A 20,113-nucleotide genomic window follows, 5' to 3' on the forward strand; every position below is an offset into this window, starting at 1 on the left:
TCACCTCAACAACGTCGCCGGATCGGCTCGGCGCAGGCTGCGCATCGCCGCCAGGCCGGACACGATCGCCAGGCCCATGCACAGTGCCAGGCACGCCACCGTGGTCCAGGGTCCGAGCGCGACCGGCACGCTGCGGCTGCGCGCGAGCGCCAGGGCAATCCCGCCGAGCACCGTACTTCCGAGCAGGCCAAGTGCGCCCACCCAGAACGCCTGTTCCATCACCACCTTGCGCAGCGCGCCCACGCCGACGCCGAGCGCGTTGAGCGTGGCGTACTCGCGCACCGAGCCGATCACCGCGGCCACCAGCGTCTGGCTGGTGATCACCGCCCCGACCAGGAACACCACGCCCGCCAGGAACAGCACGCCCGCGCCCGCGCCGGTATCGAACATCCAATAGAGCTGCGAGCGGCGGGCGAAGCTTTCGGCCGTCCAGACGTCGTAGCTGCCGAACGCCCGATTGCCACGCAGGCGCGCGGCGACGTCATCGGCCTCGGCGGGATCACGCAGCTTGGCCACGAAATAGGTCATGCGGCTGGCGTTGGAAGGGTCGGTATCCAGTTCGGCTGCGGTAGCGAGCGATGCGACCACGTTCACGCCACCGAGCGCGCGCAAGCCATTGCTCACGCCGACCACGCGCACGCGGTGGCCGTTGATCACGGCGGAGTCGCCGATGCCCACGCCCAGGCTGTCCAGGTCGGCACGATCGACGATGACGGCATCGGGCTCGTTGAGCCTCGCGCGCAGGGCGGGGGAGAGCGCATGCGCGAACAGCATGCCGTCCGGTCGTGCGTTGATGCCGGAAACGAATACCGACACGCCGCCGGTATCGCTGGGGCCGCGCCAGTCGGCGTCCACCCAGTGGAACGGTTCCACCGCCGTGACGGCGGGATCCATGCGCAGGCGCATTTCCACGCCCGCATCGATCGACCGCCCCAGGTTCACGCTCTGCGTGCCGGGATAGCCGGCCCAGAGGTCAGCCGACGAGCCCGTGATGTACACGCTTGCGCTGCCGAAGATGCCCAGGACCAGCGCGGCCTGCAGCAACTGCAACAGGCCGGCGAAGCCCACCGCGAGGATCGCGGGCAGGAAGCGGCGCCATTCGTAGATGAGGGTTTTGCGTGCCAGGGCCACCATTATTCGGTGCTCCGCGGCGGCGCGGCATCCGCCGGCATCGATGCGCCACCCAGCGCCTTGTACAGCGATACATAGGCAAGGTCGCGGGCAGCGATCGCGCTGATCACTTCGAGCTGCGCGCGGCGGTTTTCGATCAGCCCGTCCTGGACGTCCAGGTGGCTGCCGAGGTTGAGCTCGGCACGCTTGTTCAGCGCATCCATGGTGGTCTGCACCGCTTGCGCGGCTTGCACGGTGGCTTGCTCGCGGCCGCGCAATTGCTCCAGGTCGCCCATGGCGATTTCCGCCTCGGCGACGCCCTGCAGCACCGCCTGGCGATAAGCGAGCACCGCCGCTTTCAGCTCATGGTCCTTGGCATGCGCAGCGGCCACGCGTTGGCCCCAGTCGAACAGCGGTATGTCGATCAGCGGGCCGTAGGAGAAGATCGCTTCGCCGGTATGCACGCGATAGTTGCTCGCGATGTTCGCGGACCACTGCAGCGATGCGCCAAGCCCGATGTGCGGCCAGATGTCCGCGCGGCTCAGGCCCAGTTCGCCTGCGGCGCGCAGCACTTCGGCTTCGGCGCTGGCAATCTCCGGTCGGGCGCGCAGCATGTCCGCCGGTGCGGTGGTGAGCTGCCAGTTGCCCAGTTTCGGCTGCGGGCCCGCCTGCAGCCATGCCGGATCGGGTTCGTTCTGGCCCAGCAGGACGGCGAGTTGCTGGGCGGTGCTGTTGATGGTCTGGCGCGGTTCGGCGAGCGCGGCCTCGGCGCGGGCAAGCTCCGCCTGCGCCTTTGCCACTTCCAGCGGTGGCGCGAGCTTCAGCCCTTCGCGCACCTGCACCAGCCGCACTTTCTCCTGCAGCGCGTCGTGGATGCCCGTCAGCAGCAGCTCTTGCTGCTGCGCCGAGCGCAACTCGATCCAGCGTCGCGTCACTTCCGCCACCAGTGTTACCTGGGCGCCGCGCAACGCGGCATCGGCCCCATGGAGTTGCCCCTCCGCCACGCGCTTGCTGCTCTGCCAGGCGCCGAACAACGGCAGCTCCCAGAGGGCGTCGAAGCCGGCGACGAAGTACGAGGCCGTGGTGTCGGGGTCGATCTGGTCGTTGGTACGACCGTGCAGCGCGGGCAGGTACGGGTCGTGCGCGTGGCGATTGAGTATGCGCGCCGCCTGTACCCGCTCGGCGGCCTGCGCCACGTCGAGGTTGGCCTGCAATGCGCGGTCGACCAGGGCATCGAGGGCCGGGTCACCCAGTGCCTGCCACCATCCGCGCAGGTCGGCCGCAGGCGGCGCGACGCCTGCCGGCGCGTTGCGCCACGCATCGGGTACCGGCGGCTTGAGCTCGGGGAGCGGCGCAACCGAGCAACCAGCCAGCGTCACCAGCCCCCACCCCAGCAGCAGGCTGGCGAGCAGGTGGGGACGGGGCCGAGCATCCATGACCGACAGACCCGGGTTGATTCGACTCGGAAGCACGAAAATCCTGAATGTTCAGGTGGGGAATGGCTGAACGCTTGACCAGCATCGCGCCAAGAAGTGCCCAAGCATACCGGAGGCAGCCTTCAGCTGGCTTATCGGCCCCCTCCAAAAGCAGGGGGTGACCGGTGTCCGTCCACAAGAAAGGAGCCCGAAAGGGGCGGGCACCTAAGGTGTGAGCATCTCGCCATGCGGAGTTGTACCTCAGTGACCGGTTGGACCATTCTCTGCGACTTCGATGGCACCATTTCCGTCGAGGACGTGATCGACTCGCTGCTCGACCGTTTTGGCCGTCCGGGCTGGGAAACCCTCGAGCAGGATTGGCGCGCCGGCCGCATCGGTTCGCGCGAATGCATGACGGGCCAGGTCGGCCTCCTCGACATGAGCCCCGAGGAGCTGGACAAGCATCTTTCCTCGCTGTGGATCGACCACGCCTTCCCGGCGTTCGTGAAGCAGGCGCATGGTTTCAACACGCCGATCCGCATTGTCAGCGACGGCCTGGACTATGCCATCAAGAAGATCCTCGCCCGCTATGGCCTGGATGACCTGCCGCTGGCCGCCAATCACCTGGCGCCGGCCACGCCTCCGCAGAAGTGGCAGCTGACGTCGCCGTTCCAGGCCGACGGCTGCCGCAGCGGCACCTGCAAGTGCGCCGTGGCCGCGCAGGCGAGCCGCGGCGGTGCCAAGACCCTGCTCATCGGCGATGGCGCGTCCGACTTCTGTGCCGCCGATCGCGTCGATTTCGTGTTCGCCAAGCACCGCCTGATCGAACACTGCCGCGCCGCCGGCATCCCCTATGTGCCGATCACCGGCTTCGAAGACGCGCTTGAACTGCTGCCGCGCCTGCTCGATGGCAGCCTGCTGGCCGAGCACGAGACCGCCATCCCCGCGGATCGGGTCGTCGCCTGATCGCTTTCCCCATCTGAACGTTTCCGGATTTTCCTGATGAATGCTTACGACAAGAACGCCGCTGGCGTCGTGATTCCCGACGCGCAGCTGCTGGCTGACGAGGCCGAGTGGAGCTCGTTCGGCGACACCGTGCACTACGTCGATCCGCCGAAGATCTTCCGCCACGGCGAAGGCAGCTGGATGATCGACAGCGCGGGCACGCGCTTCCTCGACCTGCAGATGTGGTACTCGGCCGTGAACTTCGGTTACGGCAACAAGCGCCTCAACGACACGCTGAAGAACCAGATCGACGTGCTGCCGCAGGTCGCCAGCCAGTACCTGCACCAGACCCGCATCGAGCTGGCCAAGACCATCGCGGTCGACGCGCAGCAGAAGTTCGGCCTCAAGGGCCGCGTGCATTTCAACGTGGGCGGCGCGCAGGCGGTGGAAGACTCGCTGAAGCTCGTGCGCAACTACAAGAACGGCAAGAGCCTGATGTTCGCCTTCGAGGGCGGCTACCACGGTCGTACGCTGGGCGCCTCGTCGATCACTTCGAGCTATCGCTACCGTCGTCGCTTCGGCCACTTCGGCGAGCGCGCGATGTTCATCCCGTTCCCGTATCCGTTCCGGCGCCCGAAGGGCATGACGCCGGAAGAGTATTCCGATGCGTGCGTGCGCCAGTTCGCGCGCCTGTTCGAAACCGAATACAACGGCGTGTGGGATCCCAAGGTCAACCAGGCCGAATACGCCGCCTTCTACGTCGAGCCGATCCAGGGCACCGGTGGCTACGTCCTGCCGCCGATGAACTTCTTCAAGGATCTGAAGAAGGTGCTGGACCAGTACGGCATCCTGATGGTCGTCGATGAAATCCAGATGGGTTTCTGGCGTACCGGCAAGCTGTGGTCGATCGAACACTTCGGCGTGACGCCGGACGTGATCGTGTTCGGCAAGGCGCTGACCAACGGCCTGAACCCGCTGTCGGGCCTGTGGGCACGCGAAGAGATGATCAACCCGACCATCTTCCCGCCGGGCTCCACGCACAGCACGTTCAACTCCAACCCGCTGGGCACGGCCCTCGGCCTGGAGGTGATCAAGATGGGCTACGAGCTGGATTACGAGACCAGCGTGCCGAAGAAGGGCGCGCACTTCCTCGAAGGCTTGCGCGACCTGCAGAAGCGCCACAAGGAAATCGGCGACGTCGACGGCCTCGGCCTCGCGATGCGCGCGGAAATCTGCACTGACGACGGCTTCACCCCCAACAAGGCACTGTTGGACAAGATGGTGGACATCGGCCTGGCCGGCGATCTCGAGCACAACGGCAAGAAGATCGGTCTCGTGCTGGATGTGGGCGGTTGGTACAAGAACGTCATCACGTTCGCGCCTTCGCTGGACATCACCCACGAAGAAATCGACCTTGCCATCGCGCTGCTCGACCAGCTGCTGACCAAGGCGAAGAAGGCCATGTAATGCGATGCCGCGGGAGAGCCTCCCGCGGCGTTCTCGCAAAGGTTTGTCTCAAGCAGTTCCCATGCAGGGGATGTGTGACAGCGGCGACACTCGTGTGTCGCCGTTTTTTTTGGGGCGTACGCATGGCGCTCTTGCGGGAGCGCGACCGCGGCGCCAGGGCCTGCCCGATCGTCCCTGGCCGATGGGGGATGCCGCCCGTGTTTCACCTTGCAGGTTCATCGCGCGCCGGGCGCGCTCCTACATGCGGGAAGGTGTTGCCTTCGAGGTGCGTGCGGGCGGAAACACGATCTCCACGCGCAGGCCGCCATGGCTGCCGTTGAGATAACGCACCAGCGCGCGATGGCGCTCGGCGATGCGTTGCACGATCGCAAGGCCCAGGCCGGTGCCTTCCTCGGCTACGCCCGGTACGCGGAAAAAGCGCTCGCCGAGTCGCTCCAGGAAGGCGGGCGGGACGCCAGGTCCGTTGTCTTCCACGCTCAGGCAGGCGCCGTTGGACAGCGCCGATACGCCCACCGTGAGGATGCTGTGGCGTCCTGCGTAACGCAGGCTGTTGTCGATGAGGTTGTCGAGCATCTCCTGCAGCGAGATGCGGTCGCCATCGATCCAGATCGGGCCGGATGGGCCTTCGTAGCCCAGGTCGACGCCGGCGGCGATGGCGTCGTGCACGCGCACGCTCAACATCTCGGGCACGAGCTGGGCCAGGTCGAGCAGGCACGGCGGGGCCGCGTCGGCCGATTCGGTCGATTGCACGCGCGTGAGCGCGAGCAGCTGGCTGGAAGCGCGGCTGGCGCGCTGGGTGAGGCGCAGGATGTGTTGCAGGGCGTCGTGGACGGTTTCCTTGCTCGGGTCGGCCTGGGCGCGCTCCACATGTACGCGCAGCCCCGCCAACGGTGTCTTCAGCTGATGCGCGGCGTCGGCGATGAAGCGTTCCTGTAGCGCAAGCATGCCGCGCTGCCGGGCGAACAACCCGTCGATCGTGCGCGTCAGCGGCAGGATCTCCACCGGCACGTCCGCGTCGCCGATGGGCGCGAGGTCGTGCTCGCGCGAAGCGAGCCGCGCGGTGAGCGGATCGAGCTGGCGCAGTCCCACGCGCACGCCATACAGCACGAGGATGAAGACGCTGGCGATCAGGATCGCCTGCGCGGGAATGCTCAACAGCAGGATTTCCCGCGCGCGCTGGTGGCGGTCGCGGAACGTCTCGGCCATGGTCACGGTGAGCTGGTCGCTCGGGTCGTGCAGGTTGGGAATGCGCACGGTTGCCGCGCGCACCTGGCGACGCCCCAGCATGGTGGTGTACAGCGCGGGCTCGCCGTCCTGCGTGGCGCCCTTCAACGGTGCCGGTCGAAGCTCCGGCGCTCCTGCCAGCAGCCCGTGGTTGAGGCTGCTGACGTTGAAGTAGTTGTGTCCTTCCGGGGCGTATTCGAGCAGGAAGCGCGCCTGCGGCGAAACCTTTCCGCCCAGGTCTTCCTGGCTCAGCATCTGGGCGAGCGTCATCGCGTCGTCGGCGAGGTCGCGGTCGTGCACATGATTGGAGTAGATCAACGCGCCGCCGTAGGTGACCAGGCTTTCCACCACCAATAGCATCATCAGCGGCACGAGCAGCGAGGAGAGCAGGTGGCGCTGCAGGCTGGCACGGCCCGCCGGCTCGATGAGGCCATGCAGCCACGAACGTCCCGGCTTGGCCGCTACTTCGATCATGCCTTGCTTTCCTTGTCTTCCTTCACTTCCTCGAGCAGATAACCCAGCCCGCGGATGGTGCGCACCTGCGTGCCCGAGTCGGCAAGCTTGCGGCGCAGGCGGTAGATGGCGATGTCCAGGCCGTTGTCGGTGAGCTCCTCGTCCCAGCTGCAGAGCGCCTCGACCAGTTGCGCACGACTGGTCACGCGATCGGGGCGCGCGGCCAATGCCTCCAGCAGGCCGAACTCGCGTGCGGTGAGCTCCAGTGGCGAGTCGCCGATCCAGGCGCGATGGCCGGGCAGGTCCAGGCGCAGCTTGCCCAGGCTCATCTCCGGCGCGCCCTGCGAGGTGTAGCGCCGCAGCAGCGCGCGCACGCGCGCTTCGAACTCGGCCAGCGCGAACGGCTTTACCAGATAGTCGTCGGCGCCCAGATCGAGCACGCGCACACGCTCGCGCAGGCCCTCGCGCGCCGTGATCACCAGCACCGGCAGGCCCGTGCCGCGCTTGCGCAGGCGTTGCAGCACGTCGGCGCCGTCGAGGTTGGGCAGGCCCAGATCGAGGATGAGCAGGTCGTAGGGCGTGTCGCGCAATGCCGCATCGGCCTTGGAGCCGTCGGAGACGCAGTCGACCGCGTGGCCGCCTTGTCGCAGCGACGCGCTGACGCCCGCGGCAATGGAAGGATCATCCTCGGCGATCAAAATACGCATGGCAGCTTCCAGATAGGGTCGGCGACCGGACGGCGCGATGGGGTGATGCGCACCTCGGCTGAATTGCGATTGATTCTCATTTATGGCAAGATCCCGGCTCGTTGTCAGGGAAGGGCTGCCCGATGAAAGGAGCTTAGCGCCCTGGCGCCGCAATGAGACAGCTGGCGCGCGACTCGGTTGCATGGCCCGTCATGCACCGGCGCGAATGACAGGCAAGCGGGCGGGCATGGAACCAGTGGCACGGTCACACAACAAGGTCGGTTCGAGCCGGGCGTTCTGGCTCAAGCAATTGCACCAGTGGCACTGGATCAGCGCGGCGTTGTGCCTGGTCGGCATGCTGCTTTTCGCGGTCACGGGCTTCACGCTCAACCACGCCGGACAGATCGAGGCGAAGGCACAGACCGTGCACCGCAACGTTCAACTGCCCGCGTCGCTACTCAAGGCCGTTGCCGGAGAAGACGAGCGCAAGGGCATTGCCGTGCCGGACGTGGTGGCCGACTGGATCGGCGCCCACCTCGACATCGACGTGGCTGGCCGCGCGGCCGATTGGTCGTCGGATGAAATCTATGTCTCGATGCCGCGTCCCGGTGGCGACGCCTGGCTAAGCATCGATCGCGAAAGCGGCAAGGTGGAAGCCGAGCGGAGCACCCGCGGCGTCATCGCCTACCTCAACGATCTGCACAAGGGACGCCACGCGGGCCCTGCGTGGGGCTGGTTCATCGACGTGTTCGCGTTCGCCTGCGTGATCTTTTCGGCGACCGGCCTGCTGCTTCTGAAAATGCACGCCGCACGACGTGGCGCGACCTGGCCGCTGGTGGCCTTCGGTCTGCTGCTGCCGTTGGTGCTGGCATTGATCTTCATTCATTGACGGGACCTGCCCATGCGTCGACTGATGTTTTCCGTGCCCGCCCTGCTGCTGACCGCGCCCGTGATGGCGGCCGACCTCAATGTCACCGTGCAGATCCCCCGGCTGGATGTGGCCGAGTACCACCGCCCGTACACGGCGGTGTGGATCGAGCGCGAGGACCACACCGTGGCGGCGCAGCTGGCCGTCTGGTACGCGCAGAAGGAATCTAAGGAAGGTGCCGGCACCAAGTGGTTGCCCGAGTTGCGCCAGTGGTGGCGTCGCGGTGGCCGCGACCTGCCGATGCCGGTGGATGGCGTCTCCGGCGCCACGCGTCCTGCCGGCGACCAGACGTTGAGCTTCCACGAGGGCAAGGCGCCGCTGGGCGCGTTGCCGGCGGGCAACTACGCACTGGTCGTGGAGGCTGCGCGCGAAGTGGGCGGGCGCGAAGTCGTGCGCGTGCCTTTCACCTGGCCGGCCGCCGCGCCACAACAGCTGGATGCCAAGGGCAGCAGTGAACTCGGCGCGGTCAAGCTCGACCTCGCCCCATGATCGGAACGGAGACACTCATGATGAAGCGATCGTTGAAGTGGAGCGCGCTGGCGCTGGCGCTGGCGATGACCCTGCCGTTGGCCGCGCAGGCGCACAAGATGTGGATGGTGCCGTCGGCCACCAATGTCTCCGGTGCCGATCCGTGGGTGACCGTGGATGCCGCTGTCTCCAATGACCTGTTCTACGCCGACCACATGCCCGTGCCGACCGATCGCGTGGTCGTCACCGCGCCGGACGGCCAGGCGGTCAAGGTGGAAAACGCATTCACCGGGCAGTATCGCAGCGTGTTCGATGTGCATCTGACGCAGCCGGGCACGTACAAGATCGCCGCCGTGAACGGCGGCCTGTTCGCCAGCTATGAAGTGGATGGACAGAAGCGCCGCTGGCGCGGCGAGCCGGCGAATTTCGCCAAGGAGATTCCGGCCGGCGCGAAGAACGTGGACGTCTCCGAATCGATCGGCCGCGTGGAGACCTTCGTCACCCATGGCAAGCCCAGCGATGCGGCGCTCAAGCCCACCGGCAAGGGACTGGAGCTGGTGCCCGTCACCGCGTTCACCGATCTCGTTGCGGGCGAACCGGCCACGTTCCAGTTGCTGCTCGACGGCAAGCCCGCCGCCGACCTGAAGGTGTCCGCGATCGCGGGTGAAACGCGCTACCGCAACGCCCAGGAAGCGATCGACGTCACCACCGGCAAGGACGGCAGGTTCAGCCTGAACTGGCCGCATGCGGGCATGTATTGGGTCAATGCGAGCACGCAGGACGACAAGACCAGCCTCAAGCAGGCCAGGCAGCGCCGGCTGTCGTACTCCGCCACGCTGGAAGTGCTGCCGCAGTGATGCAGGGTCAAGCGCGCGATGGCCGGTGCGGAGCATCACGCCGTTGATGGATCTCGTCGTGCAATCCACGCAGGGCGAGACCATGGGCACGACGTGGTCCGTGCGCGCCGTGCTGCCCAGGGAGCTGTCGCTGGCGACGTGGCATGACGGCATCCAGGCCGCGCTCGATCGGGTCGACGGCCAGATGAGCACTTACAGGCCGCAGTCGGACCTGTCGCGCTTCAACAGCGCGCCCGCCGGAACCTGGCATGTGCTGCCCGCCGAATGCTTCGACGTGGTGGAGCATGCGCTGTCGGTGGCGCGCGACAGTGGCGGGGCGTATGACCCGACGGTCGGCCCGTTGGTGAACCTCTGGGGTTTCGGTCCCGAAACACCGCGCTGCGGGCCGCCCTCGATCGAGGCGATGAACCTGGCCAGCGAGCGTGTCGGGTGGTGGAAACTGCGGCTCGATGAAGCCACGCGCAGCCTCTATCAACCTGGCGGCATCTATCTCGACCTGTCTTCGGTGGCCAAGGGTTACAGCGTCGACCTGGTAGGCCACTGCCTGGACCGTCTCGGCATCGATGCCTGGCTGGTGGAAGTGGGCGGCGAGCTCAAGGGCAAGGGCGTCAAGCCGGACCGATCACCGTGGCGCATCGGCATCGAACGCCCGGGTGCTGCCAGCGGTGCTGTCGAACATGCCGGTCAGCTCAGCCAGGTGCTTACGCTGAGCGGTCGCGCCATCGCCACGTCGGGCGACTATCGTCGCCACTTCACGGCAGGCGACGTGCACTACTCGCATCACATCGATCCGCGCACGGGCCGGCCGGTGGCGCACGGCGTCGCGTCGGTCAGCGTGCTTGCACGCGACGCCATGCACGCAGATCCGATCGGCACGCTGATGACCGTGCTGGGGCCGGAGCAGGGCCTGTCGTGGGCGAGCGAGCGCGGGCTCGCGGTGATGTTCATCCTGCACGGTGCGGGCGGCCTGGAAGAGCGCCTCTCGCCTGCGTTTGCCGCGGCGTTGGCGTCATGAGTACATCGACGACGACATCGGCCGACCGCTCCGCCTGGGGCAATGTCGCGTTGTGCGGATTGCTTGCCCTCCTGGCCGCCTGTCTGCTGCGCATGCACGCGGACGAATGGGAATGGCATGCGCCGGGTACCGCGCGCTGGCTGGCCGCCGCCGCGGCGTTGTTCCTGTGGAGCGCTTTTACGGGCTGGGTGGCCTGGTCGCGTCGATCGGCACGCAGGACGCAGATGCCTACCCAGGTTGCCCGGCCCGATGACACGCTGGTGGTGTTCGCCAGCCAGACCGGCACGGCAGGGCAACTGGCGCTGCAGACGATGCAAAGCCTGCAGCAGGCAGGCAAGCGTGCACGCCTGCTGGAGCTTGGCGCACTCGACGACGACCTGCTCCAGCAGGCCCATCAGGTGCTGTTCGTGGTGAGCACGACCGGAGAAGGCGACGCGCCCGACAGCGCCGCGCCCTTCATCACGCGCACGATGCGCGAGCCCATGGTGCTCGCGCAGTTGCGCTATGGCCTGCTGTCATTGGGTGACAGCGATTACGACGACTTCTGCGGTTTTGGCCGGCAGTTGCAGCACTGGCTGCAGCGCAGCGGCGCCACGCCCCTGTTCGACGCGGTGGAAGTGGACCATGGCGATGCCGCCGCACTGCGCCACTGGCAACACCATCTCGCGCTGTTCACCGGCGTGGCCGACCTGCCGGACTGGCAGCGGCCCGACTATCAGCGCTGGCGGCTGGTCGAGCGACGCCTGCTCAACCCGCAGAGCCTCGGCGGGCCGTGTTTCCATCTCGCGCTGCAGCCACTTGAGGGTCAGGTGAGCTGGCAAGCCGGGGACCTGGTGGAGATCGGGCCGCGTCACGCAGATGCCACGGTGGAGCACTGGCTGGCGGCGCAGGGGCTCGATGGCCAGGTCGTCGTCGCATGCCGCGGCCAGCGCGCCGCGCTGCGCGAGTGGCTGGCGGGCAGTCACCTGCCATGGCATGCCGATGTCACCGGACAGGCGGCGGAGGCGATCGTCGCCCAGCTGCAAGCACTGCCGCATCGCGAGTACTCCATCGCATCGCTGCCTTCCGATGGCGCGCTGCACCTGCTGGTCCGCCGCATGCAGCGCGACGACGGCTCGCCGGGCATCGGTTCGGGCTGGCTCACGCAACACGCGGCAGTGCATGGCGAGATCGCGTTGCGCATACGCGCCAACGCGGGTTTCCGCGTGCCGGAAACCGGGCGTCCGCTGATCCTCATCGGCAATGGCACCGGTCTCGCCGGACTGCGCGCCTTGCTCAAGGCGCGCATCGAACGCCGCCACCTGCGCAACTGGCTGCTGTTCGGCGAGCGGCAGCTCGAGCGTGATTTCTACTATCGCGACGAGATCGAATCGTGGCTTCGGCAAGGCGCGATCGAACGCCTGGACCTCGCCTGGTCACGCGGCGAGGGGCAGCGCGCCTACGTGCAGGATCGCTTGCGTGAAGCCACCGACGCGCTTCGCGCTTGGGTGGAGGACGGCGCCGCCATCTACGTATGCGGCAGCCTCGACGGCATGGCGCCGGGCGTCGATGCCGTGCTGCGCGAGGCACTCGGGGAAGCCATCGTGGAAGCACTCCGCGAGCAGGGACGTTACCGCCGCGACGTGTACTGACCGTCGCCTGGATGCATCGCGGAACACCGCTTCACCGCTGCGTTTTGCGAACGCAGACCATGACCTTTGGCCTATAGGAGGCCCGCGCACCCATGCCTCAGTCTGGGCGATCCTTGGGGGAGGGCAGCATGGTGATGTCGAGGGAAAGCAGGCACGGCCGCTGGCTGGCCGTGGCGTGGTGCCTTGTGATGCCCTGGGCGGCATTCGCGCAACAAGAAGCACCTGTCGTGGTGACCACGCCGCCGCCCCTGATTCCCTTGGTGAAGGCGCATGCCGCCGCACCTCACGAGCCCAGTGCGGAAGACGCATGGGGTGGCATCCGCAGCGGCAACGAACCGACGCTTTCCGATCGCGTGGTCGGCTATCGCATCGATGCCGAACTCGACGCAGCCAGGCACCGCGTCAGCGGCACCGAGCAGCTCACCTGGCGCAACCGCAGCGGCCAGCCGGTCAATCGCATCTACCTGCACCTGTATCTGAATGCCTTCCAGAACGAAGGCAGCACCTTCTTCACCGAGCGCAGCGTGCTTACCGCGCACGGGCATTCCCGTGGCGCCGCCGCGCTGAAGAAGGGCGAATGGGGATGGATCGACCTCAAGAGCGTGCAGCAGGGCGGCGCCGCGTTGAAATGGAGCTTCGTGCATCCGGACGACGGCCCCGCGACCGACCAGACCGTGGCCTGCATCGATCTCGCCGAGCCGGTGCCCGCTGGCGGCACGCTCACGCTGGATATCGACTTCATCAGCCAGTTGCCGCGCGTGGTGGAACGCACGGGCTGGTGGGGCAACTTCAACCTGGTTGGCCAGTGGTTCCCCAAGATCGGCGTGCTGGAGCTGCCCGGTGAGCGCGGTGCCACGCAGGTGCAGTGGAACGTGCACGAGTTCCATTTCAACAGCGAGTTCTACGCCGACTTCGGCAGCTTCGACGTGCGGCTCACGGTGCCTTCCGACTACACCGTGGGCGCGGTCGGCGAATCGCAGGGTCAGCCCGAGCAGGCCGGAGGAAAGACCACCTATCACTTCGTGCAGGGCGACGTGCACGACTTCGCGTGGGTGGCGGCCAAGGGCTACAAGACGCTGGATACGACCTGGCAAGGGCCGGGCAGCCCCAAGGTCGCCGTGCGGGTGATCTATCCGCCGGAATACATCGCCAGCGCACAGCCGGTGCTCAAGGCGACCACCGATTCGCTCACCTACTTCTCCGACACGCTGGGTGCCTATCCGTATCGCACCGTCACGGCGGTGGTGCCGCCGTACAACGCGGACGAAGCGGGCGGCATGGAGTACCCGACGTTCTTCACCGCGGAAGGCTACAAGACGATCGACAGCCAGACGTCCGACCAGTGGGACATCGACTTCGTCACCATCCACGAGTTCGGCCATGGCTACTTCTACGGCCTGCTCGCCTCGAACGAATTCGAGGAACCCATGCTGGACGAAGGCATGAACGAGTACTGGGACAACCGCATGTTGCGCGAGCGCAACCAGCGCATCCTCACGCCCAGCCCGTGGCTGCGCCGCGCAGGCATCACGCCGTCGACGGACGTGTTCCAGGCGGAGCGCATCTACGCCGGGCTGTCCAGGCCCTACGACCCGCTCGGCCAGAACAGCTGGGATCGGTACTCCAGCACCAGCTATGGCACGGTCTACTCGCGCACGGCGGTGGCGATGAGCGATCTCGAGGAGCGCCTGGGCAAGAGCGTGATGGAGCGCGGCTTCAAGGAATACTACCGGCGCTGGCATTTCCGTCACCCGTCGGTGGCGGACCTGCGCAAGACGCTGGTCGATGTGTCGGGCAACGCGCGCGCGGTGAACGAAGTCTTCGATCAGTTCGTCTATGGCACGGCGCACATCGACGATCGCGTCGATGCCATCGACAACCAGGAAGTGACGCCGCAGGCCGGCAGCTGGGTGAAGCAGGGCCAGCGCGTGGAACTCTCCAGCGACGATCGCGATGAACAGGCGGAAAAGCAGCGCGACGCGTGGAAGACATCGCATCCCGGCGCGAAGGACAGCGGGCCTGGCCCGTTCCTGTGGCGCGGCACGGTGACCGTCGTGCGTGAAGGCGTGCCGGTACCGCAGGTGCTGCGCGTGACGTTCGCCGATGGCAGCCACGAAGACGTGCGCTGGGACGACGATCGCCGTTGGGCGCGCTTCGTGTTCACGCGTCCCACCAGGGTGGTGTCGGCCGAACTCGATCGCGAGCAGACGATCCAGCTGGATGCGAACAAGCTCAACGACAGCCACACGGTGAAATCCGACGCTTCCGCCTCGCGGCGCTGGACGGCCGATGCCGCCGCCGTGCTGCAGGCCTTCTACGCATTCCTGGTGACGCTGTGATGGCCTACAAGAGCTCCCGTCAGGTCGACCTCGGCGATGTGTTCGGCGCGTTGTTCTCGGCGCTGCAGTGGCGGTTGTTGCTGCTGTGGGTGTTGTTCCTGCTCTTGCCGGTGGCCATGGCCGCGCTGCCGTTGCTGCAAGCGCTGGGCGCGCTGCTGAACCACTCCACGCACGCCCGTGCCTGGGCGCAGCAGTTCGACATGATGATGTTTGGCGATGTGCTGCAAGCGCTGGTTCCGCAACACGCCATGTTCCATGGCGCATTGGCTGCCAGCTTGTTGCTTGCCTTGCTGCTGCTTCCGTGGCTCAACGGCATGGTGATGGCGAGCGGCAGGGCGGGGCGTGCGCTGGGTTTTGGCGCGCTGCTGCAGGGCGGGCTCGCCGAGTACGGGCGCATGTTCCGTTTGCTGCTGTGGTCCGCGCTGCCGTACGTGGCGGCCGGTTACCTGGTGCAGCTGGGACTGGACAAGGCCGACGATGCGGCCGACGCCGCGGTACTCGAGTCGCGCGCGATGGCCGCGCAGCATGCGGCGTATTGGTGCGCCGGCGTGGTGATCGTCCTCGCGCAGGCCTGGGTCGAGTCGGCGCGTGCCGCCTTCATCGCCGATGCATCGTTGCGCTCGGCGTCCGTCGCCATGGCGCGCGGGCTGCTGCAGGTGTTGCGCCGCCCGTTTTCGACCTTGTTCGCCTACCTGCTGGTCACGCTGGTCGGCTTTGCGCTGGCGTTGTCGGCTGGTTTGGCGCGTGCCCATACGCTGGCCGTAGGCGCGCAAGGCTTGTTGCTGGGCTTCGCGCTCAGTGCACTGGTGGTGGTCGTGCTCGGATGGATGCGCATCGCGCGTCTGTTCGCGCTGGCCGAGGTGGCGCGTTCGTTGGGTGGAGCGAGGCGTTCGGGCTTCTGACGTCGCCGGCGCAAGCGGGCGACGATGCCGCATCAGAGGATCGGCAGCCTGGCGAGCACGATTTCCCCGCCGCCTTCGATCCGTACCGGATGACCGGGGATCGGGTCGATCCACAGCATGTCGTTCTGCAGCAGGTCGTGCGTGCGATGGTCGGCGACCACCTTGGCCTGGCCTGACAGCAGCAGCACGAACCAGCGCCAGCCGCCGGGCGCGAGCAGCACCATGGTGCCGTTCAAGGGGCGCACGATGAGCTCGCCCTGGGTGTCGTTGCGCAGCTTCAGGTTGAACGAGCGGGTGGGCGCCTCGGGGCGGCAATCGCCCGGGTCGTTCGCCTGGTCGAAATGGGCCAGGTCGAACCGGTTCAGGTGCAGGGTGCGCCCATCGGGAAAGCTGACGGAGACGGCGGCGTCCAACGGCACAAACTGCCTGCGTATGTCCGTATGTGCCGGAAATTCCACGTCCCGGCCGATATCGACCAGGGTCAGCTGCCATTGCCAATCGTCGCCCGGGGAACTGCTGGCCACCTCGGTAATCGTGACGCTGCCATCGGCACATGGCAGTGTCTGAAGCGTTTCCGACGGGAGGCGATTGAGCTGGCTCATGCCCAGGCGCGTCGCTTCTCGGGCAGCGGCGGGTAGTACGCGAAGACGTGGTTGTGGGCGCCGAAGAAATCCATGTCCTCGATGTGCTCGCCGCCCAGCCTTTCGGCCACGCGGTCGGAGGCGTCGTTGCCGATCCTGACCAGGCTGATCACGCGCTGCGCGTTCAACCCGTGCCAGGCGAAATCCAGGATGGCGTTGCCTGCCTCGGTGGCGAAACCGTGGTGGCGGAACTGCGGCTTGAGCATCCAGCCCAGTTCCAGGTCAGGCCAACCTTCGGGGCGCATCAGGCCGGCGCGGCCGATGAATTCGCCGGTGTCCTTCAGCTCCAACGCCCACATGCCGTAGCCACGCAACTGCCAGTGACCGATCAGCATGGCGAGCGAGCGCCAGGCATTGGTACGGTCCAGCGGCTGCCCGTCGCCGATCCAGCGGGTGCTGGCCGGGTCCGCGAGCATGCAGGCGTAATCCTCGAAATGCCGCTCGGCGAGAGCGGTGAGGCGCAGGCGCGCCGTTTCGATGACGGGTATATCGATCATGGTCTTCAACAAGCAAGTCGGGTGCCAGCCAGCAGGGCAGCCAGGGCGTGCGTGCTGGTGGCGAGGCTCTCGATCCAGGGCAGGCCGACAATCCTGCGTCCGGTCGCGGTATCGACAAAGGCTTCTTCTTCGCCGGGCGGCAACAGGTGGCGATAGTCCACCGTGATCTCGGTGCCTGCCGGCAGGTCGCGCGTGGCAAACACGAAACCGAGATGCCACAGCCCGGTCGGTTCGAAGCTGTGGTTGATGTAGCACTCGTCGGGCCAGTCGGGAGACACCGTGTAGCGGTCTTCGAACCAGCGCGCGCTGGCGTAGAGCTGCGCGGACAGCTCCGGCGAACCCACGAGTTCGGCATAGCGGTAGGTGCGGTCAATGGCATCCGGCGCCGTGACAATCTGTCCCGTCGCAACGTCTTCTTCCAGGAATAGCCCCTGACCCGCCCCGGCGATTTCCGACGCGGCAATGCGGTAACGCGGAACGATCATGTCGCCTCTAACCTACATCAAGGCGGCCGAGTGTAGGCCCATCCGGTCGGGTGTGCCAGACCCGACCGGAGTGCTTTTCTAAACGCAAGTGGCTGATAGGTTTGATTATTCGCCAGAGGGTTTGGCGGCCAGCTTCGCCTTGGCGGGCGCAGCCGGCTTGGCGGCCTTGCTGTTGCCCGGTGCATCGTCCAGCAGGATCGCATTGCGATTGCGTTCCAGCGTGGCCGGGCCGATGCCCTTTACCTGCCCGAGGTCGTCCACGCTTTTGAAGGGACCATGCTCCTCGCGCCAGGCCACGATGGCCTCGGCCTTGCTGTGGCCGACTCCGTCCAGCGACTTGGCCAAGGTGTCCGCGTCGGCCTTGTTGACGTTCACCGGCGTGGCCGCGAAGGCGGGCAGGGCCATGGCCAGGCTGATGAGTACGGCGGCGATCTTGTTGCGCATCTGATGCTCCCTATGGTTTGAAGCGGCCTCCGTTTTGGACCGCGCAGCGACTCTGCCCGTGTGCCGGGCATCCGGCAGTAGTCCGATGGCCACGGCTGCATGAGGGATGACGCGGCAGCTGTGTACGCCGAGGGAGGGATGCCATGTGGGTGTCCCGGCGGGCTTCTCGGCTGCGCTGATACAATGGGCGCTTTCCTCTCGCTGCAGGAGTCGCCCATGGATACCGCTCGCCTCAACCGTTTCATCAGCGGACTGTGGGATGACGAGATCGTGCCGCAGCTGGTGGAGTACATCCGCATCCCGAACAAGTCGCCGATGTTCGATCCCAAGTGGGTGGAACACGGCTACATGGATGCCGCGGTGAAACTGATGGAGACCTGGGCGCGCAGCAAGCTGTCGTCGCTGCCCGGCTCGACGCTGGAAGTCGTGCGCCTGGAAGGCCGCACGCCGCTCATCTATATCGAAGTGCCGGGCACGGGCGACGACACCGTCGTGCTGTACGGCCATCTCGACAAGCAGCCGGAAATGACCGGCTGGGCCGAAGGCCTGGGCCCGTGGACGCCGGTGCTGAAGGGCGACAAGCTCTACGGTCGTGGCGGCGCCGACGATGGCTACGCCATCTTCGGTTCGCTGGCCGCGCTGCTGGCGCTCCACGAGCAGGGCGTTCCGCACGCGCGCTGCGTGGTGCTGATCGAAGCCTGCGAGGAATCGGGCAGCTACGACCTGCCGTACTACGTCGATCATCTCGCCGACCGCATCGGCAATCCCTCGCTGGTGGTATGCCTGGATTCGGGCTGCGGCAACTACGACCAGCTGTGGCTCACCACCTCGCTGCGCGGCATGACCGGTGGCGAGCTCACCGTGCAGGTACTGGAAGAGGGCGTGCATTCCGGGGATGCGTCCGGCGTGGTGCCGTCGAGCTTCCGCATCCTGCGCGACCTGCTGAGCCGCCTGGAGGATCCGCAGACCGGCACGATCAAGCCGAAGGAACTCTACGTCGACATCCCGGCGCAGCGCGTCGAGCAGGCGAAGAAGTCGGCAGAGGTGCTGGGCACGGCGATCTACGACAAGTTCCCGTTCGTCGAAGGCATGCACCCGGTCACCGAAGACCTCACCGAACTCGTGCTCAACCGTACCTGGCGTCCGCAACTCGCGGTGACGGGCGCGGATGGCCTCCCGCCGCTGGAAAGCGCCGGCAACGTGCTGCGCCCGAAGACGGCGGTGAAGCTCAGCCTGCGCGTGCCGCCGACGCTGTCGGGCGCGAAGGCCGGCCAGTTCGTCAAGCAGTTGCTGGAGAAGGATCCGCCGTATGGCGCCAAGGTGACCTTCAAGCTGGAAAAGGACGGCAGCGGCTGGAATGCGCCGCAGCTCTCGCCGTGGCTGGAAGACGCCGTGGCCCATGCCTCGCAGACCTACTTCGGCACGCCGGCCGCCTACATGGGCGAGGGCGGCAGCATCCCGTTCATGGGCATGCTGGGCGAGAAATTCCCGAAGGCGCAATTCCTCATCACCGGCGTGCTCGGTCCGCATTCCAACGCACACGGCCCGAACGAGTTCCTGCACATCCCCACCGGCAAGAAGGTGTCGATGGTGGTGGCCGACGTGGTGGCGCGCCACTACGCGCAGGGCGCCAAGGGCTGAGCTCCCTGTGGCCCCGGCGGTTGCCGGGGCCGCTCCTTCTTCGCCGCGTAGCGCCGCCGATGCCTGCGCAGCCACCTGCCGGGCGATCCGCGATGACGAATGCTTCCAGCGACTACGCTTATCTCGCCGCCAACTGGGCATCGGTGCGCGGGCGCGTCGATGCCGCCTGCCGCGATGCCGGCCGGGATCCATCGGACGTGTCGATCCTGCCGGTCAGCAAGACCTTCGGGCCGGAGGTCGTGCGCGCCGCGATGGCGCTGGGCCTGAGGCGCTTCGGCGAGAACAAGGTGCAGGAGGTCCGCAGCAAGGCCGACGCGCTGGCGGGCGCAGGCATCGAGTGGGTGGTGATCGGCCACCTGCAGACGAACAAGGCCAAGGACGTCGCGCGTCTCGCCAGCGAGGTGCAGTCGCTCGACCGCATCGAGCTGGCCGAAGCGCTGCACAAGCGCCTGGCCATCGAGGGTCGTGCGATCGACGTGCTGGTTGAAGTGAAGACCTCGCCGGAAGAGAGCAAGCAGGGCTTGTCGCCGGCTGAACTGCCGTCCTTCCTGGACGCCTTGCGTGCCTACGAAACCCTGCGCGTGCGTGGGCTGATGACCATGGCCGTGCAGTCCGACGACCCGCTGGCAGTGCGCGCGTGCTTCCGCCAACTGCGCCAGCTGCGCGATGCCGCCAACGCGCAAGGCCATGAATTGTCGAGGCTTTCGATGGGCATGAGCGGTGACTTCCCGTTGGCCATCGCGGAGGGGGCCACCGAGGTCCGCATCGGGACTGCGATCTTCGGCCGCCGGGATGTGACGCACGTCTGAAACATACGGAACCGAATTGAATAATTAGTTCACTAATTGGTCAAAAAGTAATCACATTTTGACTATTTGTCTTTATGAATCAGCCAGTTGCACGAAATGCATGGGCCGTGCCAAGTTTCGAAACGATAGAGTTCAGTTAACCTCGATCGAACATAC

19 protein-coding genes are annotated in these 20,113 nt (G+C 66.6%); 11 read left to right on the forward strand and 8 right to left on the reverse strand.

The annotated features are described in order from the left end of the window. Both JMF82_RS06475 and JMF82_RS06480 read right to left on the reverse strand, forming a co-directional pair. On the reverse strand, positions 1 to 1,134 hold the full coding sequence (locus JMF82_RS06475; RefSeq protein WP_201313709.1) for an ABC transporter permease: 1,134 nt from the start codon (positions 1,132 to 1,134) through the stop codon (positions 1 to 3). Further along, positions 1,134 to 2,546 carry a TolC family protein gene (locus tag JMF82_RS06480; protein ID WP_236585325.1) on the reverse strand — a complete coding sequence of 471 codons (1,413 nt, stop codon included), beginning with the start codon at positions 2,544 to 2,546 and terminating at the stop codon, positions 1,134 to 1,136. Before JMF82_RS06480 ends, JMF82_RS06475 begins: the two co-directional genes overlap by 1 nt. Positions 2,547 to 2,771: 225 nt before the next feature. Between JMF82_RS06480 and JMF82_RS06485 the strand changes: the two genes are divergently transcribed. Continuing rightward, a complete protein-coding gene (locus tag JMF82_RS06485) occupies positions 2,772 to 3,491 on the forward strand; it encodes an MtnX-like HAD-IB family phosphatase (protein ID WP_201313711.1) in 720 nt (239 codons plus the stop codon). A gap of 36 nt (positions 3,492 to 3,527) precedes the next feature. Beyond that, on the forward strand, positions 3,528 to 4,937 hold the full coding sequence (locus JMF82_RS06490) for an aminotransferase class III-fold pyridoxal phosphate-dependent enzyme (RefSeq protein WP_201313712.1): 1,410 nt from the start codon (positions 3,528 to 3,530) through the stop codon (positions 4,935 to 4,937). Between the two features lie 237 nt (positions 4,938 to 5,174). Here the strand turns inward: JMF82_RS06490 and JMF82_RS06495 are convergent, their stop codons facing one another. Beyond that, positions 5,175 to 6,635, reverse strand: coding sequence for a sensor histidine kinase (locus JMF82_RS06495; RefSeq protein WP_201313713.1), 1,461 nt, complete (start codon positions 6,633 to 6,635; stop codon positions 5,175 to 5,177). Further along, positions 6,632 to 7,321: a response regulator gene (locus JMF82_RS06500; protein WP_201313714.1), complete on the reverse strand. Its 690-nt coding sequence runs from the start codon at positions 7,319 to 7,321 to the stop codon at positions 6,632 to 6,634. Before JMF82_RS06500 ends, JMF82_RS06495 begins: the two co-directional genes overlap by 4 nt. A 226-nt stretch (positions 7,322 to 7,547) precedes the next feature. Here JMF82_RS06500 and JMF82_RS06505 point away from each other — a divergent pair, with 226 nt between their 5' ends. The 7 genes from JMF82_RS06505 to JMF82_RS06535 all read left to right on the forward strand — a co-directional run bounded on the left by JMF82_RS06505 (position 7,548) and on the right by JMF82_RS06535 (position 15,440). Further along, a complete protein-coding gene (locus tag JMF82_RS06505) occupies positions 7,548 to 8,189 on the forward strand; it encodes a PepSY-associated TM helix domain-containing protein (RefSeq protein WP_201313744.1) in 642 nt (213 codons plus the stop codon). Positions 8,190 to 8,201: 12 nt separating this feature from the next. Continuing rightward, positions 8,202 to 8,717 carry a DUF2271 domain-containing protein gene (locus tag JMF82_RS06510; protein WP_201313715.1) on the forward strand — a complete coding sequence of 172 codons (516 nt, stop codon included), beginning with the start codon at positions 8,202 to 8,204 and terminating at the stop codon, positions 8,715 to 8,717. 20 nt (positions 8,718 to 8,737) lie between these two features. Continuing rightward, complete coding sequence (locus JMF82_RS06515) at positions 8,738 to 9,553, forward strand: DUF4198 domain-containing protein (RefSeq protein ID WP_201313745.1); 816 nt, start codon at positions 8,738 to 8,740, stop codon at positions 9,551 to 9,553. A gap of 46 nt (positions 9,554 to 9,599) precedes the next feature. After that, positions 9,600 to 10,568, forward strand: a complete 969-nt coding sequence (locus JMF82_RS06520) for an FAD:protein FMN transferase (protein WP_201313716.1) — start codon at positions 9,600 to 9,602, stop codon at positions 10,566 to 10,568. Continuing rightward, positions 10,565 to 12,199 (forward strand): sulfite reductase flavoprotein subunit alpha, encoded by a 1,635-nt coding sequence (locus JMF82_RS06525; protein ID WP_201313717.1) that lies wholly within the window; start codon positions 10,565 to 10,567, stop codon positions 12,197 to 12,199. Before JMF82_RS06520 ends, JMF82_RS06525 begins: the two co-directional genes overlap by 4 nt. A gap of 128 nt (positions 12,200 to 12,327) precedes the next feature. Beyond that, positions 12,328 to 14,538, forward strand: a complete 2,211-nt coding sequence (locus tag JMF82_RS06530; protein WP_236585326.1) for a M1 family metallopeptidase — start codon at positions 12,328 to 12,330, stop codon at positions 14,536 to 14,538. Next, positions 14,538 to 15,440, forward strand: coding sequence for a hypothetical protein (locus tag JMF82_RS06535; RefSeq protein ID WP_307837954.1), 903 nt, complete (start codon positions 14,538 to 14,540; stop codon positions 15,438 to 15,440). Before JMF82_RS06530 ends, JMF82_RS06535 begins: the two co-directional genes overlap by 1 nt. A 32-nt stretch (positions 15,441 to 15,472) precedes the next feature. Here the strand turns inward: JMF82_RS06535 and JMF82_RS06540 are convergent, their stop codons facing one another. The 4 genes from JMF82_RS06540 to JMF82_RS06555 all read right to left on the reverse strand — a co-directional run bounded on the left by JMF82_RS06540 (position 15,473) and on the right by JMF82_RS06555 (position 17,507). Further along, positions 15,473 to 16,042: a HutD family protein gene (locus tag JMF82_RS06540; protein ID WP_201313719.1), complete on the reverse strand. Its 570-nt coding sequence runs from the start codon at positions 16,040 to 16,042 to the stop codon at positions 15,473 to 15,475. Beyond that, positions 16,039 to 16,578 (reverse strand): GNAT family N-acetyltransferase, encoded by a 540-nt coding sequence (locus tag JMF82_RS06545; protein WP_201313720.1) that lies wholly within the window; start codon positions 16,576 to 16,578, stop codon positions 16,039 to 16,041. Before JMF82_RS06545 ends, JMF82_RS06540 begins: the two co-directional genes overlap by 4 nt. A 5-nt stretch (positions 16,579 to 16,583) precedes the next feature. Further along, a complete protein-coding gene (locus tag JMF82_RS06550; protein ID WP_201313721.1) occupies positions 16,584 to 17,063 on the reverse strand; it encodes an SET domain-containing protein in 480 nt (159 codons plus the stop codon). 105 nt (positions 17,064 to 17,168) lie between these two features. After that, the gene (locus JMF82_RS06555; protein ID WP_201313722.1) at positions 17,169 to 17,507 is read right to left on the reverse strand and encodes a helix-hairpin-helix domain-containing protein; all 339 of its coding nucleotides are present in this window, start codon (positions 17,505 to 17,507) and stop codon (positions 17,169 to 17,171) included. Between the two features lie 216 nt (positions 17,508 to 17,723). On the opposite strand from JMF82_RS06555, the gene JMF82_RS06560 reads away from it, so the two are divergent. Together JMF82_RS06560 and JMF82_RS06565 are read left to right on the forward strand one after the other, a co-directional pair. Beyond that, on the forward strand, positions 17,724 to 19,148 hold the full coding sequence (locus JMF82_RS06560) for a M20 family metallopeptidase (RefSeq protein ID WP_201313723.1): 1,425 nt from the start codon (positions 17,724 to 17,726) through the stop codon (positions 19,146 to 19,148). A 92-nt stretch (positions 19,149 to 19,240) separates the two neighbouring features. After that, entirely contained in the window at positions 19,241 to 19,957 is a 717-nt protein-coding gene (locus JMF82_RS06565; RefSeq protein ID WP_201313724.1) for a YggS family pyridoxal phosphate-dependent enzyme, read from the forward strand. Positions 19,958 to 20,113 lie beyond the last annotated feature (156 nt).

The organism is Dyella sp. EPa41 (assembly GCF_016586165.1).
GTDB lineage: Bacteria > Pseudomonadota > Gammaproteobacteria > Xanthomonadales > Rhodanobacteraceae > Dyella.